Source organism: Pseudomonas laurylsulfativorans (assembly GCF_002906155.1).
In the GTDB taxonomy this organism is placed as follows: Bacteria; Pseudomonadota; Gammaproteobacteria; order Pseudomonadales; family Pseudomonadaceae; genus Aquipseudomonas; species Aquipseudomonas laurylsulfativorans.
Genome location: NZ_MUJK01000007.1, coordinates 185058 through 200416, shown reverse-complemented (window position 1 = coordinate 200416; position 15359 = coordinate 185058). Strand labels below are relative to the sequence as shown.

16 protein-coding genes are annotated in these 15359 nt (G+C 60.5%); 13 read left to right on the top strand and 3 right to left on the bottom strand.

Annotated features, from left to right (window positions below; all coding sequences use genetic code 11):
- Positions 1–115: 115 nt before the first annotated feature.
- The gene (locus tag B0D71_RS21660; RefSeq protein WP_103396551.1) at positions 116–814 is read right to left on the bottom strand and encodes a DNA-3-methyladenine glycosylase; all 699 of its coding nucleotides are present in this window, start codon (positions 812–814) and stop codon (positions 116–118) included.
- A gap of 189 nt (positions 815–1003) precedes the next feature.
- Between B0D71_RS21660 and B0D71_RS21655 the strand changes: the two genes are divergently transcribed.
- The 13 genes from B0D71_RS21655 to B0D71_RS21595 all read left to right on the top strand — a co-directional run bounded on the left by B0D71_RS21655 (position 1004) and on the right by B0D71_RS21595 (position 13587).
- The gene (locus B0D71_RS21655; RefSeq protein WP_103396550.1) at positions 1004–2275 is read left to right on the top strand and encodes a glutamate-5-semialdehyde dehydrogenase; all 1272 of its coding nucleotides are present in this window, start codon (positions 1004–1006) and stop codon (positions 2273–2275) included.
- Position 2276: 1 nt separating this feature from the next.
- The gene (gene nadD, locus B0D71_RS21650; RefSeq protein ID WP_103396549.1) at positions 2277–2966 is read left to right on the top strand and encodes a nicotinate-nucleotide adenylyltransferase; all 690 of its coding nucleotides are present in this window, start codon (positions 2277–2279) and stop codon (positions 2964–2966) included.
- A gap of 73 nt (positions 2967–3039) precedes the next feature.
- Entirely contained in the window at positions 3040–3534 is a 495-nt protein-coding gene (rsfS, locus tag B0D71_RS21645; protein ID WP_007975896.1) for a ribosome silencing factor, read from the top strand.
- A gap of 9 nt (positions 3535–3543) precedes the next feature.
- A complete protein-coding gene (rlmH, locus tag B0D71_RS21640; RefSeq protein ID WP_003185785.1) occupies positions 3544–4011 on the top strand; it encodes a 23S rRNA (pseudouridine(1915)-N(3))-methyltransferase RlmH in 468 nt (155 codons plus the stop codon).
- A 10-nt stretch (positions 4012–4021) separates the two neighbouring features.
- Complete coding sequence (gene mrdA / locus B0D71_RS21635; protein WP_103396548.1) at positions 4022–5917, top strand: penicillin-binding protein 2; 1896 nt, start codon at positions 4022–4024, stop codon at positions 5915–5917.
- A gap of 31 nt (positions 5918–5948) precedes the next feature.
- Positions 5949–7052, top strand: a complete 1104-nt coding sequence (gene rodA, locus B0D71_RS21630) for a rod shape-determining protein RodA (protein WP_103396597.1) — start codon at positions 5949–5951, stop codon at positions 7050–7052.
- A gap of 17 nt (positions 7053–7069) precedes the next feature.
- The gene (gene mltB, locus B0D71_RS21625; RefSeq protein WP_103396547.1) at positions 7070–8080 is read left to right on the top strand and encodes a lytic murein transglycosylase B; all 1011 of its coding nucleotides are present in this window, start codon (positions 7070–7072) and stop codon (positions 8078–8080) included.
- Positions 8080–9087: a septal ring lytic transglycosylase RlpA family protein gene (locus tag B0D71_RS21620; RefSeq protein ID WP_103396546.1), complete on the top strand. Its 1008-nt coding sequence runs from the start codon at positions 8080–8082 to the stop codon at positions 9085–9087. The genes mltB and B0D71_RS21620 overlap by 1 nt, the downstream gene beginning before the upstream one ends.
- 187 nt (positions 9088–9274) lie before the next feature.
- Entirely contained in the window at positions 9275–10432 is a 1158-nt protein-coding gene (locus tag B0D71_RS21615) for a D-alanyl-D-alanine carboxypeptidase family protein (protein WP_103396545.1), read from the top strand.
- Positions 10433–10515: 83 nt separating this feature from the next.
- The gene (locus tag B0D71_RS21610) at positions 10516–10791 is read left to right on the top strand and encodes a DUF493 domain-containing protein (protein ID WP_103396544.1); all 276 of its coding nucleotides are present in this window, start codon (positions 10516–10518) and stop codon (positions 10789–10791) included.
- Positions 10791–11438 (top strand): lipoyl(octanoyl) transferase LipB, encoded by a 648-nt coding sequence (gene lipB / locus B0D71_RS21605; protein WP_103396543.1) that lies wholly within the window; start codon positions 10791–10793, stop codon positions 11436–11438. Before B0D71_RS21610 ends, lipB begins: the two co-directional genes overlap by 1 nt.
- Before the next feature lie 25 nt (positions 11439–11463).
- Positions 11464–12462 carry a lipoyl synthase gene (gene lipA, locus B0D71_RS21600; protein ID WP_162130289.1) on the top strand — a complete coding sequence of 333 codons (999 nt, stop codon included), beginning with the start codon at positions 11464–11466 and terminating at the stop codon, positions 12460–12462.
- A 174-nt stretch (positions 12463–12636) separates the two neighbouring features.
- Positions 12637–13587, top strand: a complete 951-nt coding sequence (locus B0D71_RS21595; protein WP_103396542.1) for a S66 peptidase family protein — start codon at positions 12637–12639, stop codon at positions 13585–13587.
- A 110-nt stretch (positions 13588–13697) separates the two neighbouring features.
- Here the strand turns inward: B0D71_RS21595 and B0D71_RS21590 are convergent, their stop codons facing one another.
- Positions 13698–15020, bottom strand: coding sequence for a lytic murein transglycosylase (locus tag B0D71_RS21590; protein WP_103396541.1), 1323 nt, complete (start codon positions 15018–15020; stop codon positions 13698–13700).
- A gap of 61 nt (positions 15021–15081) precedes the next feature.
- Positions 15082–15246, bottom strand: coding sequence for an alternative ribosome rescue factor ArfA (gene arfA / locus B0D71_RS21585; RefSeq protein WP_007975872.1), 165 nt, complete (start codon positions 15244–15246; stop codon positions 15082–15084).
- Positions 15247–15359: the final 113 nt, after the last annotated feature.

Below are 15359 nucleotides of genomic sequence, written 5' to 3'. Positions count from 1 at the left end.
ATGTTCAATTGCTTCCAGGGGATAAGTGCAACTTTGAATGCGCCACTGACCCCTGTGGGAGCGGGCAAGTCTGCACCCACAGGGGATTTCTGTTTGCATCAAGTCTCAGTCAATTTCAGGGCAGCACAAAATAATCACGACCTTCGACCTGGCCCCGTCGTAGCGGGTTGCGCGTGCAATAAGCCGCATAGGCAGCATCGACAAAGCGGTACATCAGGTGTTCATCGCGCCCGTGGGGGATGCCCAGGCGCGTGGTCTGGATGATGTGGGTGGGCGTCTGGCCGACGTGTTCTACCAGCAGCACCTCATGATCGAAGCGCTTGGCGTCCCATACCGGTACTTTCAGGCCCAGCGCCTTGCACAGCAGGGTTTGTCCGGCGCAGAGTCTTTGTGATGGGCGAGGGTGGCCCTGGGCGTCGGGATTGTTCAAAAGCATCTGTGCCAGGCTGGCCGGTCCGCTCAATTCATCGACCCACGGGTACGCAGATTTGATCAGTACGGCGTTACCAGGCCCTTGGGCGCTGAAATTAAGGGAATCGCCACCCCGGGCGTAATACATATAGATGTGGCCGCCATCCAGAAACAAAGCCTTACGCTTTTCTGTGTAGCCCAGGGACGCATGGCTGCCTTTTTCTGCGCAGTAATAGGCTTCGGTCTCGATGATCCGGGCGCTGAGCCACAGGTCGCCAACTCGATGACGGATGACTTTTCCCAGTAATTCCCGGGCCAGAATTTGCGCGTCGCGGTCGAAAAAATCGTCCGGGAGACCCGTGGGCAGGCTCACAGCGGACGCTCGAGCAGTCAGGTTGGACATGATGATCGGCGTTTATCAGGGCTGAATGAGTCGTGATGATAACAATTTGCAGCTTAATCCCGGCTGAACGTCGGTAAATACCCCTCCATTTCGACCATCCGCCCGTCACCGCTGTTAGTCCCGGGACGCGACAGCTATAATCTGCCGCTTTACTCTTTACCAAGACCTTATCAAAGACCACTCCAGACCATGACTGAGTCCGTTCTTGACTACATGACCCGCTTGGGTCGCGCTGCCCGTGAAGCTTCCCGCGTAATCGGCCGCGCCAGCACCGCGCAGAAAAACCGCGCCCTGCAGGCCGCCGCCAATGCGCTGGACGCTGCCCGCGCCGAGCTGGCGGCGGCCAATGAACTGGACTTGGCCGCCGGGCGCGCCAATGGTCTTGAGCCTGCCCTGCTTGAGCGCCTGGCACTGACTCCGGCGCGTATCGACGGCATGATCGTCGGCCTGCGTCAGGTGGCGGCCCTGCCGGACCCGGTCGGGGCGATCCGTGACATGAGTTTCCGTCCGTCCGGTATTCAGGTCGGCAAGATGCGGGTGCCGCTGGGCGTGATCGGAATCATCTACGAGTCGCGGCCAAACGTGACCATCGATGCCGCGAGCCTGTGCCTGAAGTCCGGTAACGCGACCATCCTGCGTGGCGGTTCCGAAGCCATTCACTCCAATCGTGCCATCTCCGCCTGCATCCAGCGCGGCCTGGCCGAGGCCGATCTGCCAGCCGCCGTGGTGCAAGTGGTCGAAACCACCGATCGCGCGGCCGTCGGCGCGCTGATCACCATGCCTGAATACGTCGACGTCATCGTGCCGCGCGGCGGCCGTGGCCTGATCGAACGCGTCAGTCGTGATGCCCGCGTACCGGTGATCAAGCACCTGGACGGCATTTGCCACGTTTATGTGAGTGAGCACGCCGACCTGGCCAAGGCGCAGCGCATCGCGTTCAACGCCAAGACTTACCGTTATGGCATCTGCGGTGCCATGGAAACATTGCTGGTCGATCAAACCATTGCCAAGGAATTCCTGCCGTCGATGGCCGCCCAGTTCCGCGAAAAAGGCGTCGAGCTGCGCGGTTGCGAGCGTACCCGGGCAATCATCGATGCCGTGCCGGCCACCGAGCAAGACTGGAGCACCGAGTACCTGGCGGCGATTCTTTCGATCCGTGTGGTCGACGGACTGAGCCAGGCCATCGAGCACATCAATCATTACGGCTCCCATCACACGGATTCGATTGTCAGCGAACACCAGGGCGACACCCGGCGTTTCGTGGCTGAAGTCGACTCCTCGTCGGTGATGATCAATACCCCGACATGCTTCGCCGATGGTTTCGAATACGGATTGGGTGCCGAGATCGGCATTTCTACTGATAAGCTGCACGCCCGCGGCCCGGTGGGCCTCGAAGGACTGACCTGCGAGAAGTACATCGTGGTCGGTGACGGGCAGTTGCGCGGACAGGAGCCGGCCTGACTTGGGCGACTTCGACCTGTCAGCCCCGGTCACCGTCAGCGAGCCAGTCCCTCGCCGGATTGGTGTGCTGGGCGGAACGTTCGACCCGGTGCACATCGGCCATTTGCGCGGTGCGCTGGAGGTTGCCGAAACATTGGCGCTCGATGAGCTGCGACTGACACCCAGTGCCAGGCCGCCTCATCGGGACAAGCCGCAGGTGTCGGCAAAAGACCGTCTGGCGATGGTCGAGTGCGCGGTGGCCGGTGTGGCGCCGTTGGTGGTGGACGCCCGCGAATTGCAGCGGGACAAACCGTCCTACACCATTGATACCCTGGAACTGATGCGCGCCGAACTGGCCGTATCCGACCAGGTTTTTCTGCTTTTGGGCTGGGACGCTTTTTGCGGCCTGCCCACTTGGCACCGCTGGGAAGAGTTGCTCCAGCATTGCCATATCCTGGTGTTGCAACGCCCGGATGCCGACAGCGAACCGCCGGATGCCTTGCGCAACCTGCTGGCAGCGCGCTCGGTGAGCGACCCGCTGGCCCTCAACGGGCCGAGCGGACAGATTGCATTCGTCTGGCAGACGCCGCTCGCGGTATCCGCCACCCAGATCCGTCAACTGCTGGCCAGCGGTAAGTCGGTACGTTTCCTGGTGCCCGACGCGGTCCTGGCCTACATCGATGCGCACGGGCTCTACCGTGCGTCGAACTGAATAGGAGTGCCTCAAGGCACGTGGCAACAACGTGTATTGAAGCGCCCGAACAAACGAGCAAAACGAGTTTTATATGACGAGCAACAACGAAAGCAAAGTAAAACGCAAAGGCACATTCAAGAGTGCCCCACTGCCGGAAAAAGTACTCGCCGCCGAGCCACCTAAAGGTGATGAGCTGGTCAAGATCGCCGTAGCCGCCCTGGAAGACGTCAAGGCCCAGGACGTACTGGTAATCGATGTTCGCGACAAGCAGAGCATCACTGACTACATGATCATCGCCACCGGTACCTCCAACCGCCAGATCGGCGCGATGCTGGACAAGGTGCGCGAAGCGGTCAAAGCCCTGGGCATCAAGCCGCTGGGTGAGGAAGGCAAGGGCGACAGCGACTGGGTGCTGCTGGACATGGACGACGTGATCGTCCACATGATGACCTCCAACGCCCGTCAGTTCTACGACCTGGAGCGCCTGTGGAAAGGTGCCGAGCAGAGCCGTGCGGCCGATGGCAAACACCACAGCCCTGAAGTTGGTCACGAGCACTTCAACAAGCTCAACAAAGACCAGGAATAAGGGACCGCTGTGCGACTGCGACTGATCGCCGTCGGTTCACGCATGCCCAAATGGGTGGAAGAAGGCTGGCATGAATATGCCAAGCGTCTTCCGTCCGAGCTGGCGCTGGAACTGGTGGAAATACCGCTCAATACCCGTGGCAAGAACGCCGACGTGGCTCGTTTCATCCGTCAGGAAGGCGAAGCCATGCTGGCAAAAGTCGGGCCGAACGAGCGGATTGTCACACTCGAAGTCCATGGCAAGCCCTGGAGTACCGAGCAACTGGCGGTCGAACTCGATCGCTGGCGGCTGGATTCGCGCACGGTCAACTTCATGGTCGGTGGCCCCGAAGGACTGGCGCCGGAAGTCTGTGCCCGGGCTGACCAGCGCTGGTCGTTGTCGCCGCTGACCTTGCCGCACCCGCTGGTGCGGATTCTGATCGGCGAACAGTTGTACCGTGCCTGGACCGTGCTGTCCGGTCACCCTTACCACAAGTAGTTCTGCCCTCATGTCCCAGCCGATCCGCATCAAGGACCACGAAAAAGACGCCCGTCTGGTGCGTGGCCGCGTCGTGTTCGGGGCTATTGCAGTGGTGGCGCTGATTGGCGTGCTGATCGCGCGCCTGTATTTCCTGCAGGTGATCCAGTACGAGTACCACTCGACCCTGTCGGAAAACAACCGCGTCCATGTGCAGCCGATTCCGCCGACCCGTGGCCTGATTTTCGACCGCAACGGCGTGGTGATTGCCGATAACCGGCCGAGTTTCAGCCTGAGCATGACCCGCGAGCGATCAGGCGACTGGCAGCAGGTGCTCGACGTGATCGTCGAAGTGCTGGAATTGACACCCGAGGACCGGGTGATCTTCGAGAAGCGCATGCGCCAAGGGCGTCGGCCGTTCGAGCCGGTGCCGATCCTGTTTGAGCTGACCGAGGAGCAGATCGCCCGGATCGCCGTGAACCAGTTCCGCCTGCCGGGCGTGGAAGTGGTCGCGCAACTGGTTCGTCACTACCCCCAGGGCGCGCATTTTGCGCACTCGGTGGGCTATATGGGGCGGATCAACGAGAAAGAGCTCAAATCTCTGGACCCGGTCAGCTATAGCGGCACCCATCAAATCGGCAAAACCGGCATCGAGCGCTTCTATGAGCCGGAGCTGCATGGTCAGGTGGGTTACGAGGAGGTCGAGACCAACGCTCGGGGCCGTGTATTGAGGGTGCTCAAGCGCACCGAACCGGTTTCCGGCAAAGACATCGTCCTGAGTCTGGACATCAAATTGCAGGAAGCCGCCGAAGCCGCGCTCGGCGGTCGTCGTGGTGCGGTGGTGGCCCTGAACCCGAAAACCGGCGAGGTGCTGGCGATGGTCAGTCAGCCGAGCTTCGATCCGAACCTGTTCGTCACCGGCATCAGCTCCAAGGCCTATTCCGAGCTGCGCGACTCCATCGACCGGCCGCTGTTCAACCGCGTACTGCGCGGTCTGTACCCGCCGGGCTCGACCATCAAGCCTGCTGTGGCGATTGCCGGTCTGGATTCGGGCGTGGTGACTGCCTCGACCCGGGTGTTCGACCCTGGCTACTACATGCTGCCCAACTACGATCACAAGTACCGCAACTGGAACCGCACCGGCGATGGTTTTGTCGACCTCGACACGGCGATCATGCGTTCCAACGACACGTACTTCTATGACCTTGCCCACAAGCTGGGGATCGATCGGTTGTCGTCGTACCTGTCCAAATTCGGTATCGGTCAGAAGGTTTCCCTGGACATGTTCGAGGAGTCGCCGGGTCTGATGCCGACCCGCGAATGGAAGCGCGCGACCCGCCGCCAGGCATGGTTCCCGGGCGAAACGCTGATTCTCGGGATCGGTCAGGGCTACATGCAGTCGACCCCCCTGCAACTGGCCCAGGCCACGGCGCTGGTGGCCAACAAAGGCATCTGGAATCGTCCGCACCTGGCCAAGACCATCGAAGGCGAGAAACCGGTAGATCAGAACCCGATGCCGGACATCATCCTGCGTGATCCGTCTGACTGGACCAAGGTCAACCACGGCATGCAGCAGGTGATGCACGGCGCCCGCGGTACGGCACGCAAGGCTGCGATCGGTGCCCAGTACCGCATCGCCGGCAAGAGTGGTACGGCCCAGGTGGTCGCGATCAAGCAGGGCGAGAAGTACGACCGCTCCAAGGTTCAGGAACGCCATCGCGACCACGCCTTGTTCGTGGGCTTCGCCCCGGCTGACGATCCGCAGATCGTGGTGTCGGTGATGGTCGAGAATGGTGAGTCCGGCTCCGGCGTCGCCGCGCCAGTGGTGCGTCAGATCATGGACGCCTGGTTGCTCGACCAGAACGGTCACCTAAAAGCCGAATACGCCAGCCCTACTAGCGCGGAGGCCACGGCCCGTGATGAATAATTTTGATCGCATGCTCTCCAGTGAGGATGTGATGCGTCGTCGCGCGACGCTGCTGCAACGCTTGCACATCGACGGGCCGCTGCTGATCCTGCTGCTGACCCTGGCCGCCGGCAGTCTGTTCGTGTTGTATTCGGCCAGTGGCAAGAGCTGGGACCTGCTGACCAAACAGGCCACGTCGTTTGGCATCGGCCTGGTGTCGATGATCGTCATCGCCCAGTTCGAGCCACGTTTCATGGCGCGCTGGGTACCGCTGGGCTATGTGGTCGGAGTCATGCTGTTGCTGGTGGTGGACATCATGGGCCACAACGCCATGGGTGCCACCCGCTGGATCAACATTCCCGGCGTGGTGCGCTTCCAGCCCTCGGAATTCATGAAGATCCTGATGCCGGCGACGATTGCCTGGTATTTGTCCAAGCGCACCTTGCCACCCCAGCTCAAGCATGTGGGCGTGAGCCTGATGCTGATCGGCGTGCCGTTCATTCTGATCGTGCGGCAACCGGACCTCGGCACTTCGCTGCTGATCCTGGCCGGCGGCGCTTTCGTGCTGTTCATGGGGGGGCTGCGCTGGCGCTGGATTCTCAGTGTGCTGGCCGCCGCCGTGCCCGTGGCGATTGCCATGTGGTTCTTCATCATGCACGACTACCAGAAGCAGCGAATCCTGACGTTCCTCGACCCGGAAAGCGATCCGCTCGGTACGGGCTGGAACATCATCCAATCCAAGGCGGCCATCGGCTCCGGCGGTGTGTTCGGCAAGGGTTGGTTGCTGGGCACCCAGTCCCACCTGGACTTCCTGCCGGAAAGCCATACCGACTTCATCATTGCCGTAATGGGTGAAGAGTTCGGCCTGGTGGGGATCTGTGCACTGTTGCTGATCTACCTGCTATTGATTGGCCGCGGCCTGGTGATCACCGCCCAGGCGCAGACATTGTTCGGAAAGTTGCTCGCGGGCAGCCTGACCATGACGTTTTTTGTTTATGTTTTCGTCAACATCGGTATGGTCAGTGGCCTGTTGCCGGTGGTGGGGGTGCCGTTGCCGTTCATTAGCTACGGAGGAACTTCGCTGGTGACGCTGTTGTCAGCGTTTGGGGTTTTGATGTCGATCCATACCCATCGCAAGTGGATCGCGCAGGTTTGAATAAGGTGAAATTTTCAATGCAAGTAATGCGTGGCTGGGCGACTCGATATGCGCCATGGGTCGGCCTGGTAAGCATCCTTGGCACCATGCAGGAAGCGTTGGCCGGCGACTACGAAGGCTCGCCCCAGGTGGCCGAATTCGTCGGTGAAATGACCCGCGACTACGGTTTCGCCGGTGAACAGTTGATGGGCGTGTTCCGCGAAGCCGAGCGCAAGCAGTCGATTCTGGACGCCATCTCGAAACCCGCCGAACGGGTCAAGCAGTGGAGCGAATATCGCCCGATGTTCATCACCGATGCGCGCATAGCCCGGGGTGTGGATTTCTGGCGTCAGCACGAAGCAGTGTTGGCTCGCGCCGAGCAGGAATACGGCGTTCCGGCCCAAGTGATTGTCTCGATCATCGGCGTTGAAACCTTTTTCGGCCGTAATACCGGAAATTTCCGGGTGATCGATGCCTTGTCGACCCTGGGTTTCGACTATCCTCCCCGTGCCGAGTTTTTCCGCAAGGAGTTGCGTGAGTTCCTGTTGCTGGCCCGCGAGGAGCAGGTCGATCCGTTGACGCTCAAAGGCTCCTATGCAGGAGCAATGGGATTGCCGCAATTCATGCCGAGCAGTTTCCGCGCCTATGCGGTGGATTTCGACGGTGATGGCCATATCAACATATGGACCAACCCGGACGATGCCATTGGTAGTGTCGCCAGTTACTTCAAGCGTCATGGCTGGGTCGCCGGCGAGCCGGTGGTCAGTCGCGCCGATGTCCGTGGCGGTCAGGTCGACGAGGGGTTGACCACAGGAATCGAACCGACGAAAACCGTCGGGGAGTTGCGAGCCCTGGGGTGGTCAAGTCATGATGCGCTGCGCGATGATATGCCGGTTACTGCTTTCCGCCTGGAAGGCGATAATGGCCCCGAGTACTGGATGGGCCTGAAGAATTTTTATGCGATCACGCGTTATAACCGCAGCGTGATGTACGCAATGGCCGTACATCAATTGTCTGAACAGCTGGTCCAAGCACGGGGCGTCAAGTAATGCAGGCAATGCCTATCAATAAACCCCTGAAGCTGATGGCATTCGCCGCGCTGGCAATGCTGGTCGCCAGTTGTTCGACCAGCCGCGCACCGACCCAGAAGACCACTACCGCCGTACGCTCGACGCCAGGGCTGGACATCAACCGCGCCCACAAGGATGGCGCGCCATGGTGGGACGTCGACGTTTCGCGCATCCCTGATGCCACGCCGACCCTGCATACCGGTCCGTACAAGGCCAGCCCGTACTCCGTGCTGGGCAAGACTTACTTCCCGCTGCAAGAATCCAAGACCTACGTGCAGTCGGGCACGGCGTCCTGGTACGGCACCAAGTTCCACGGTCAGAACACCGCCAACGGCGAGGTGTATGACCTGTACGGCATGAGTGCCGCGCACAAGACATTGCCACTGCCGAGTTACGTTCGGGTGACCAACCTGGACAACAACAAGAGCGTGATCCTGCGAGTCAACGACCGCGGTCCGTTCTACTCGGACCGGATCATCGACTTGTCCTACGCCGCCGCCAAGAAGCTCGGTTATGCCGAAATCGGCACCGCGCGGGTCAAGGTCGAAGGCATCGATCCACAAGCGTATTGGGCGGCCAAAGGCCGTCCGGCGCCTTTGATGCTCAACGAGCCGCAAGTCGCGCAGAATAGCGCCCCGGTGATCACGGCCTCGGCCGGCACCGTCGAGCAATGGACACCGCCGCCGCAGCAACACGCCGCCGCGGTGGTGCCGGTGCAGCTCGATGCAAAAAAAAACGCTTCTGTACCAGCCTCTGGCCAGTATCTGCAGGTGGGCGCGTTCGCCAACCCGGACGCTGCAGAACTCCTGAGATCGAAGCTCAGCGGGATGGTGAGCGCTCCGGTGTTCATCAGCTCGATCGTGCGCAATCAGCAGACCCTGCATCGGGTTCGCCTGGGCCCGATCGGATCGCCGGGTGAAATCCAGCAGGTGCAGAACAGCGTGCGCCTGGCCAATCTCGGCTCGCCGAGCGTTGTGACTGAGTAATACGTAGAACTTGATTGACGGTTCGTCTGCGGTTTTGGGGGATGAACCAGGTTGTTGGCTCGTCGAAGAACAAAAGCCCGGCGAAGGGTGGCTGGAGTGAGCAACTGAACACGCGATAACCCGTTAGAAGGTTATTTGATTAGTTTTGTCCGATAGGACAGTTTCCATTAGCGATTTCGAGAGACGGATGAACATCACCACCTTTGCCAAACGCCTGTTCCTGCTAGTCCCGCTGCTCCTCTCACCTGCCGCGTTCGCGGTCGAGATGATGCCGTCGCCACCGCAATTGGCCGCCAAGGCCTATGTGCTCATGGATGCCAGCAGCGGCAACGTGCTGGTCGAGAACAATGGTGACCAGCGTCTGCCACCGGCCAGCCTGACCAAGCTGATGACCGCGTACATCGCGACCCTGGAAATCCGTCGTGGCCAGATCGGCGAAAACGATCCGGTGACCGTCAGCGAAAATGCCTGGCGTACCGGTGGTTCGCGGATGTTCATCAAGGTCGGCTCGCAGGTCACCGTCAGCGACCTGCTGCACGGCATCATCATCCAGTCGGGTAACGACGCCAGCGTCGCGCTCTCCGAGCACATCGCCGGCAGCGAAGACGCTTTCGCCGACATGATGAACAAAACCGTTGGCGACCTGGGCATGACCAATAGCCACTTCATGAACCCGACCGGCCTACCGAACCCTGAGCACTACTCGTCGGCTCACGACATGGCTGTGCTGGCTCGCGCGATCATCCACGAAGACCCGGCTCACTACGCGATCTACTCGCAGAAAGAGTTCTTCTGGAACGGCATCAAGCAACCGAACCGCAACCTGCTGCTGTGGCGCGACAAGACCGTCGACGGTCTGAAAACCGGCCACACCGACGAAGCTGGCTACTGCATGGTGTCTTCGGCTGTGCGTGATGGCATGCGCCTGATCGCCGTGGTATTCGGTACCAACAGCGAAGTGGCTCGCGCCGCCGAGACCCAGAAGCTGCTGACCTACGGTTTCCGCTTCTTCGAAACCCAGACTTTCTATCAGAAAGGCGCCGAGCTGGCTCAGGCTCCTGTCTGGAAAGGCGCCACCAACCAGGTCAAGGCCGGTCTGGCTGAAGACCTGACCATGACCCTGCCCAAAGGCCAGCTGAAAAAGCTCGCCGCCAGCATGACCATGAACCCGCAACTGGTTGCGCCAATCGCCAAGGGCGACGTGATCGGCAAGGTCGAAGTCAAACTGGACGACAAGGTGGTGCACAGCGCCGACCTGATCGCTCTGGACGGCGTCGAAGAGGGTGGTATCTTCCGTCGCATGTGGGATAGCATCCGTCTATTCTTCTACGGCTTGTTCAACTGATAGTGTGCTCCTGCAAGGCCCCGTGCTGATCCGGCGCGGGGTTTTGCCGTCGCCACGGCTTACGCTTACGAGGCCGTTACGCCATGACCGATACCGAAGTAAAGGCGCCAAAGATCGAATTTCCCCAGGTTGATTATCCGGTTAAGGTGATCTGCGATACGGGTGCTGGCAACAAAGACAAGATCATCGAAATCGTCAAAAAATACGCAACCATCAACGATGAACGTGTCGATGAGCGTCAAAGCAGCAACGGCAAATACACCACCATTCAGTTGCACATAGTCGCGACCGATCAGGATCAGCTGTACAACATCAACAGCTTTCTGCGGGCTACCGGTTTCGTGCACATGGTGCTGTGATGTCCGGCACGCTGGGCTTTCGCGAGCTCGGCCAGATGGCTTATGAGCCGGTCTGGCATGCCATGCAGCGCTTCACCAACGAACGTGGCAGCAATGCCGCCGACGAAATCTGGCTGGTCGAGCACCCGCCAGTGTTCACCCAGGGTCAGGCCGGTAAGGCCGAGCACTTGTTGTTGCCGGGCGATATTCCGGTGGTGCAGGTCGATCGCGGTGGTCAGGTGACTTACCACGGCCCTGGCCAACTGGTGGTCTACCTGCTGCTGGACGTGCGCAAGCTGGGTTTTGGCGTACGTGATCTGGTGACCCGCATGGAGTCGTGCCTCATCGAGCTGCTTGCCAGCTATGGCGTGACCGCTGCGGCCAAGCCCGATGCACCGGGTGTCTATGTCGACGGGGCGAAAATCGCCTCCCTGGGTCTGCGGATCCGCCATGGTTGTTCCTTTCATGGCCTGGCCTTGAACGTGGACATGAACCTGGAACCGTTTCGACGGATTAATCCCTGCGGCTACGCCGGGCTGGCGATGACCCAGCTGAGCGATCACGCAGGATCGATTGAATTTGCCGAGGTAAGTGCCCGGCTGCGCGCGCAGCTCGTCAAACACCTCGACTATGCTGAGCAGACGACCCTCACGGGCGGAATCGACTGATATGACTACTGATGCAGTGCAAACCATGATCCCGACGCTTGATGTCACCGAGCGCCCGGCCCCGCGTCCCAAGGTTGAAGCCGGCGTCAAGCTGCGCGGCGCCGAGAAGGTTGCACGCATCCCGGTGAAGATCATTCCGACCACCGAACTGCCGAAGAAGCCAGACTGGATTCGCGTACGCATCCCGGTTTCGCCGGAAGTCGACCGCATCAAGGCCCTGCTGCGCAAACACAAGCTGCACAGCGTGTGCGAAGAAGCGTCCTGCCCGAACCTGGGCGAATGCTTCTCCGGTGGCACCGCGACCTTCATGATCATGGGTGACATCTGCACCCGACGTTGCCCCTTCTGCGACGTCGGCCACGGCCGTCCGAAGCCATTGGATGTCAACGAACCGGAAAGCCTGGCTATCGCCATCGCCGATCTGCGCCTGAAGTACGTGGTGATCACCTCGGTGGACCGCGATGACCTGCGTGACGGCGGTGCCCAGCACTTCGCCGACTGCATTCGCGAAATCCGCAAGCTGTCGCCGAACGTGCAGCTCGAAACCCTGGTCCCGGACTACCGTGGTCGCATGGACATCGCCCTGGAAATCACTGCTGCCGAGCCGCCGGATGTGTTCAACCACAACCTGGAAACCGTGCCGCGCCTGTACAAGGCTGCGCGCCCGGGTTCGGACTACCAGTGGTCGCTGACCCTGCTGCAACGCTTCAAGCAGATGATGCCGCACATTCCGACCAAGTCCGGCCTGATGCTGGGCCTGGGCGAGACCGACGAAGAAGTCATCGAAGTCATGAAGCGCATGCGCGAGCACGACATCGACATGCTGACCCTCGGCCAGTACCTGCAGCCATCCCGCAGCCACTTGCCGGTGCAGCGCTTCGTGCACCCGGACACCTTCGCCTGGTTCGCCGAGGAAGGTTATAAAATGGGCTTCAAGAACGTCGCTTCCGGTCCACTGGTACGCTCCTCGTACCACGCCGACGAGCAGGCCAAGCTGGTCAAGGCCGAGCTGATGTCGTCCTGATCTGCGCAATGATATGAAAAACGCCCGCACGGTATTCTGCCTTGCGGGCGTTTTTTTGCCTGGCCTACGGTATTGGCCGCTTGTTCCTGCAACCTGCGGGGCGACTGAAAGTCTTCAGTTTGTCCTCGTTCCTGACTACTGTGTGCTGAAGATTTCACGCAGGGAGATTCACGGATGACCGCTCGACCGACCCACACCCTTTGCCCTCACGCTCCTGTCCCGGCACTGCCGTCGGAAGGCATGATCGGCGTTATTGCACCCGCCGGTCCCGCGCCGCTGGACACCGACAAGGCGGTGCAATGGATGCGTGCCCGGGGTTATTCACTGAAAGTGTTTCCCGGGGTCTACGAGAAAGACGGGTACCTGGCCGGCAGCGACGACGTGCGGCTCAATGACCTGCACGCTGCGTTCGCGGATCGTGATGTCGATGCCATCATCTGTCTGCGCGGTGGTTACGGCACGCCCCGGCTGCTCGATCGCATCGATTTCCAGTTGCTGCGCGATAACGCCAAGCCATTCATCGGCTACAGCGACATCACTGCCCTGCATTTGGCGATCAGTCGCTATGCCGGCTTCGTGACATTTCATGGTCCGCTGCTCAATGCCGACCTGCTGGGTGACAAGCAAATACCTACGGAGTCTTCCTTCTTCAGCATGCTGAGAGGGCAGGTGGGGGCTGGCACAGTGATGACGCATCCGGTTGCCTACCCGTTGACCACCGTCGAGCCGGGCGTGGCCCATGGGCGCCTGTTGGGGGGCAATCTGGCCATGATTGCCGCAACCATGGGCACGCCTTACGAAATTGACGCCGAGGGTGTCATTCTGTTGATCGAGGACATCAACGAGCCGCTGTATCGCATCGACCGGCTGCTGACCCATCTGCGGCTGGCAGGCACGCTGCACAAACTGCACGGAGTGTTGGTCGGGGATGTGGCGGGGGTTGATGTATCGGCGCTGGAGCGATTGCTCAAGCAGACCTTCGAACCTTTGCGGATTCCGGTGTTGTCCGGGTGGCGCAGTGGGCACTGCGATCCGAACCTGACATTGCCGATGGGGGCGCTGGTCAGGCTGGATGCCGGGAATCAGGAATTGATGTTGGAGCAGGATGTGGTAGTCAGGCGCTAGATCTTTTTCGCCTGATAGTCAGTCTTCGCAAGCAGGCTCGCTCCCACAGGTGACCGGGTTCCTCCATAGGAATACGGTCGAATGTGGGAGCGAGCCTGCTTGCGAAGCTTTTAGCGGTTACGCAACCCTTCGAGCAACTTGTGCGTCGGATAGCCATCCGCCGGCCAGCCAAACGACTGCTGGGCGCTGCGGATCGCCTTGCGGGTGTTGGCGCCAATGATCCCGTCGGCGGTGCCGGCGTCATAGTTTTGCGCACTCAACAGGTTTTGCAGTTCGATCCGCTCAGTACGGCTCAGAGGCAGGTCATCCTTTGGCCATGAGCCGCTGATCAAGCCCGCGCCATTGAAGCGTTCGGACAACAGGCTCACCCCCAGGGCATAGGATGACGAGTTGTTGTACTTGAGGATTGCCCGGAAGTTGTCGAGCACCAGGAACGCCGGGCCGCGGTAACCGGCCGGCAGCAGCAGGGCGGCGGACAGTTGCTCCGAGCCGGCCGGGACCTGGCCACCGTTGGGCAGGATAACCCCCAGTTGTCGCCATTCGGCGACGCTCTTGCGAATCGTGCCGTCGGCCAGCACGTAGTCGAACCCGCTCGGCAGCTGGACTTCAAAGCCCCACGGCTGACCTCTCTGCCAGCCGGAGCTTTGCAGATAATGCGCGGTCGAGGCCAAGGCATCGGCCGAGCTGCCCCAGATATCGCGACGTCCGTCACCATCGAAGTCCACCGCATGGGTGTTGTAGGTGGTCGGGATGAACTGGGTCTGGCCCATGGCGCCGGCCCAGGAACCGAGCATCTTTTCGGGCTCGATATCGCCTTGTTGCAGGATTTGCAGGGCGGCAATCAATTGCGCGTGGGCGAAACCGGGGCGACGACCTTCGTAGGCCAGGGTCGCCAGCGAGTTGATCACCGACTTGCTGCCCTGGAACTGGCCAAAGTTGCTTTCCATGCCCCAGACGGCCACCAGCGCCTGACGATCAACGCCGTAACGCTGCTCGATGCTTTGCAGGATGTCGGCGTACTGGTTGACCAGCGACTGGCCTTTGCGTACCCGCAGCGGTGACAGGGCGCCATCGAGGTATTCCCACACCGGTTTTGCGAATTCCGGTTGGCTGCGATCGGCACGAATCACACTGGGGTCGAAGCTGACATTGGCGAAGGCGCGGTCGAACAGATCAGCGCGGATACCGGCGGCCAGGGCATCCTTGCGGAAGCCTGCCTGCCATTCGGCAAAGGTCTGGGTTGGCTGGATGTCGAGGTTCTCACCCGTCGGAACCACAGGCGGAACAACCGCCGGGGCGGTGGCGACAGGAAGCGTCTGAAGCGGCTGAGCGTCGGCTGCGGTCGGTTTTTCCGCACAGGCGACAAGCAAAACAAGGCTGGAGGCAGCGATCAATTGGCGTAGGTGCCAACGACGGGGAAGACAAAAGGGCATGCACGGGTCCAGGGAGTACGAATCAGGTACAGACCTTAACATGTCGAAGGGGTGTTCTGCTTTACGCAGCCAGAAAGTAAGAAGCCTCCCAGTTGTCAGACTGGAAGGCTTCGCGGCGGTAACTGCCTTTGCCCTTGGCCGGGCGTTCCTGGCGGCTGCGGAACAATGGCTGGGCGATGATGGATTTGGCCTTGTTGGGGCCGTGTTTCGACGGCTTTTTGCTCATGATGATTGCTCGCAAGTGAGTGGTTTTTGCGAGGCGAATCATCGGCCGAAGTTGGGGGACTGTCTAGTCCCTACATTGTGTAGGAGCTTTCATTGATCTTGATAACGATGTGG

Excerpts from the sequence above, each read along its gene's own strand:
- mrdA (WP_103396548.1), top strand. The coding sequence starts at position 4,022 with ATGTCCCAGCCGATCCGCATCAAGGACCACGAAAAAGACGCCCGTCTG.
- B0D71_RS21620 (WP_103396546.1), top strand. The coding sequence starts at position 8,080 with ATGCAGGCAATGCCTATCAATAAACCCCTGAAGCTGATGGCATTCGCC.
- lipB (WP_103396543.1), top strand. The coding sequence starts at position 10,791 with ATGTCCGGCACGCTGGGCTTTCGCGAGCTCGGCCAGATGGCTTATGAG.
- mltB (WP_103396547.1), top strand. The coding sequence starts at position 7,070 with ATGCAAGTAATGCGTGGCTGGGCGACTCGATATGCGCCATGGGTCGGC.
- rodA (WP_103396597.1), top strand. The coding sequence starts at position 5,949 with ATGCGTCGTCGCGCGACGCTGCTGCAACGCTTGCACATCGACGGGCCG.
- arfA (WP_007975872.1), bottom strand. The coding sequence starts at position 15,246 with ATGAGCAAAAAGCCGTCGAAACACGGCCCCAACAAGGCCAAATCCATC.
- lipA (WP_162130289.1), top strand. The coding sequence starts at position 11,464 with ATGATCCCGACGCTTGATGTCACCGAGCGCCCGGCCCCGCGTCCCAAG.
- B0D71_RS21655 (WP_103396550.1), top strand. The coding sequence starts at position 1,004 with ATGACTGAGTCCGTTCTTGACTACATGACCCGCTTGGGTCGCGCTGCC.
- B0D71_RS21615 (WP_103396545.1), top strand. The coding sequence starts at position 9,275 with ATGAACATCACCACCTTTGCCAAACGCCTGTTCCTGCTAGTCCCGCTG.
- B0D71_RS21595 (WP_103396542.1), top strand. The coding sequence starts at position 12,637 with ATGACCGCTCGACCGACCCACACCCTTTGCCCTCACGCTCCTGTCCCG.
- B0D71_RS21610 (WP_103396544.1), top strand. The coding sequence starts at position 10,516 with ATGACCGATACCGAAGTAAAGGCGCCAAAGATCGAATTTCCCCAGGTT.
- B0D71_RS21660 (WP_103396551.1), bottom strand. The coding sequence starts at position 814 with ATGTCCAACCTGACTGCTCGAGCGTCCGCTGTGAGCCTGCCCACGGGT.
- rsfS (WP_007975896.1), top strand. The coding sequence starts at position 3,040 with ATGACGAGCAACAACGAAAGCAAAGTAAAACGCAAAGGCACATTCAAG.
- B0D71_RS21590 (WP_103396541.1), bottom strand. The coding sequence starts at position 15,020 with ATGCCCTTTTGTCTTCCCCGTCGTTGGCACCTACGCCAATTGATCGCT.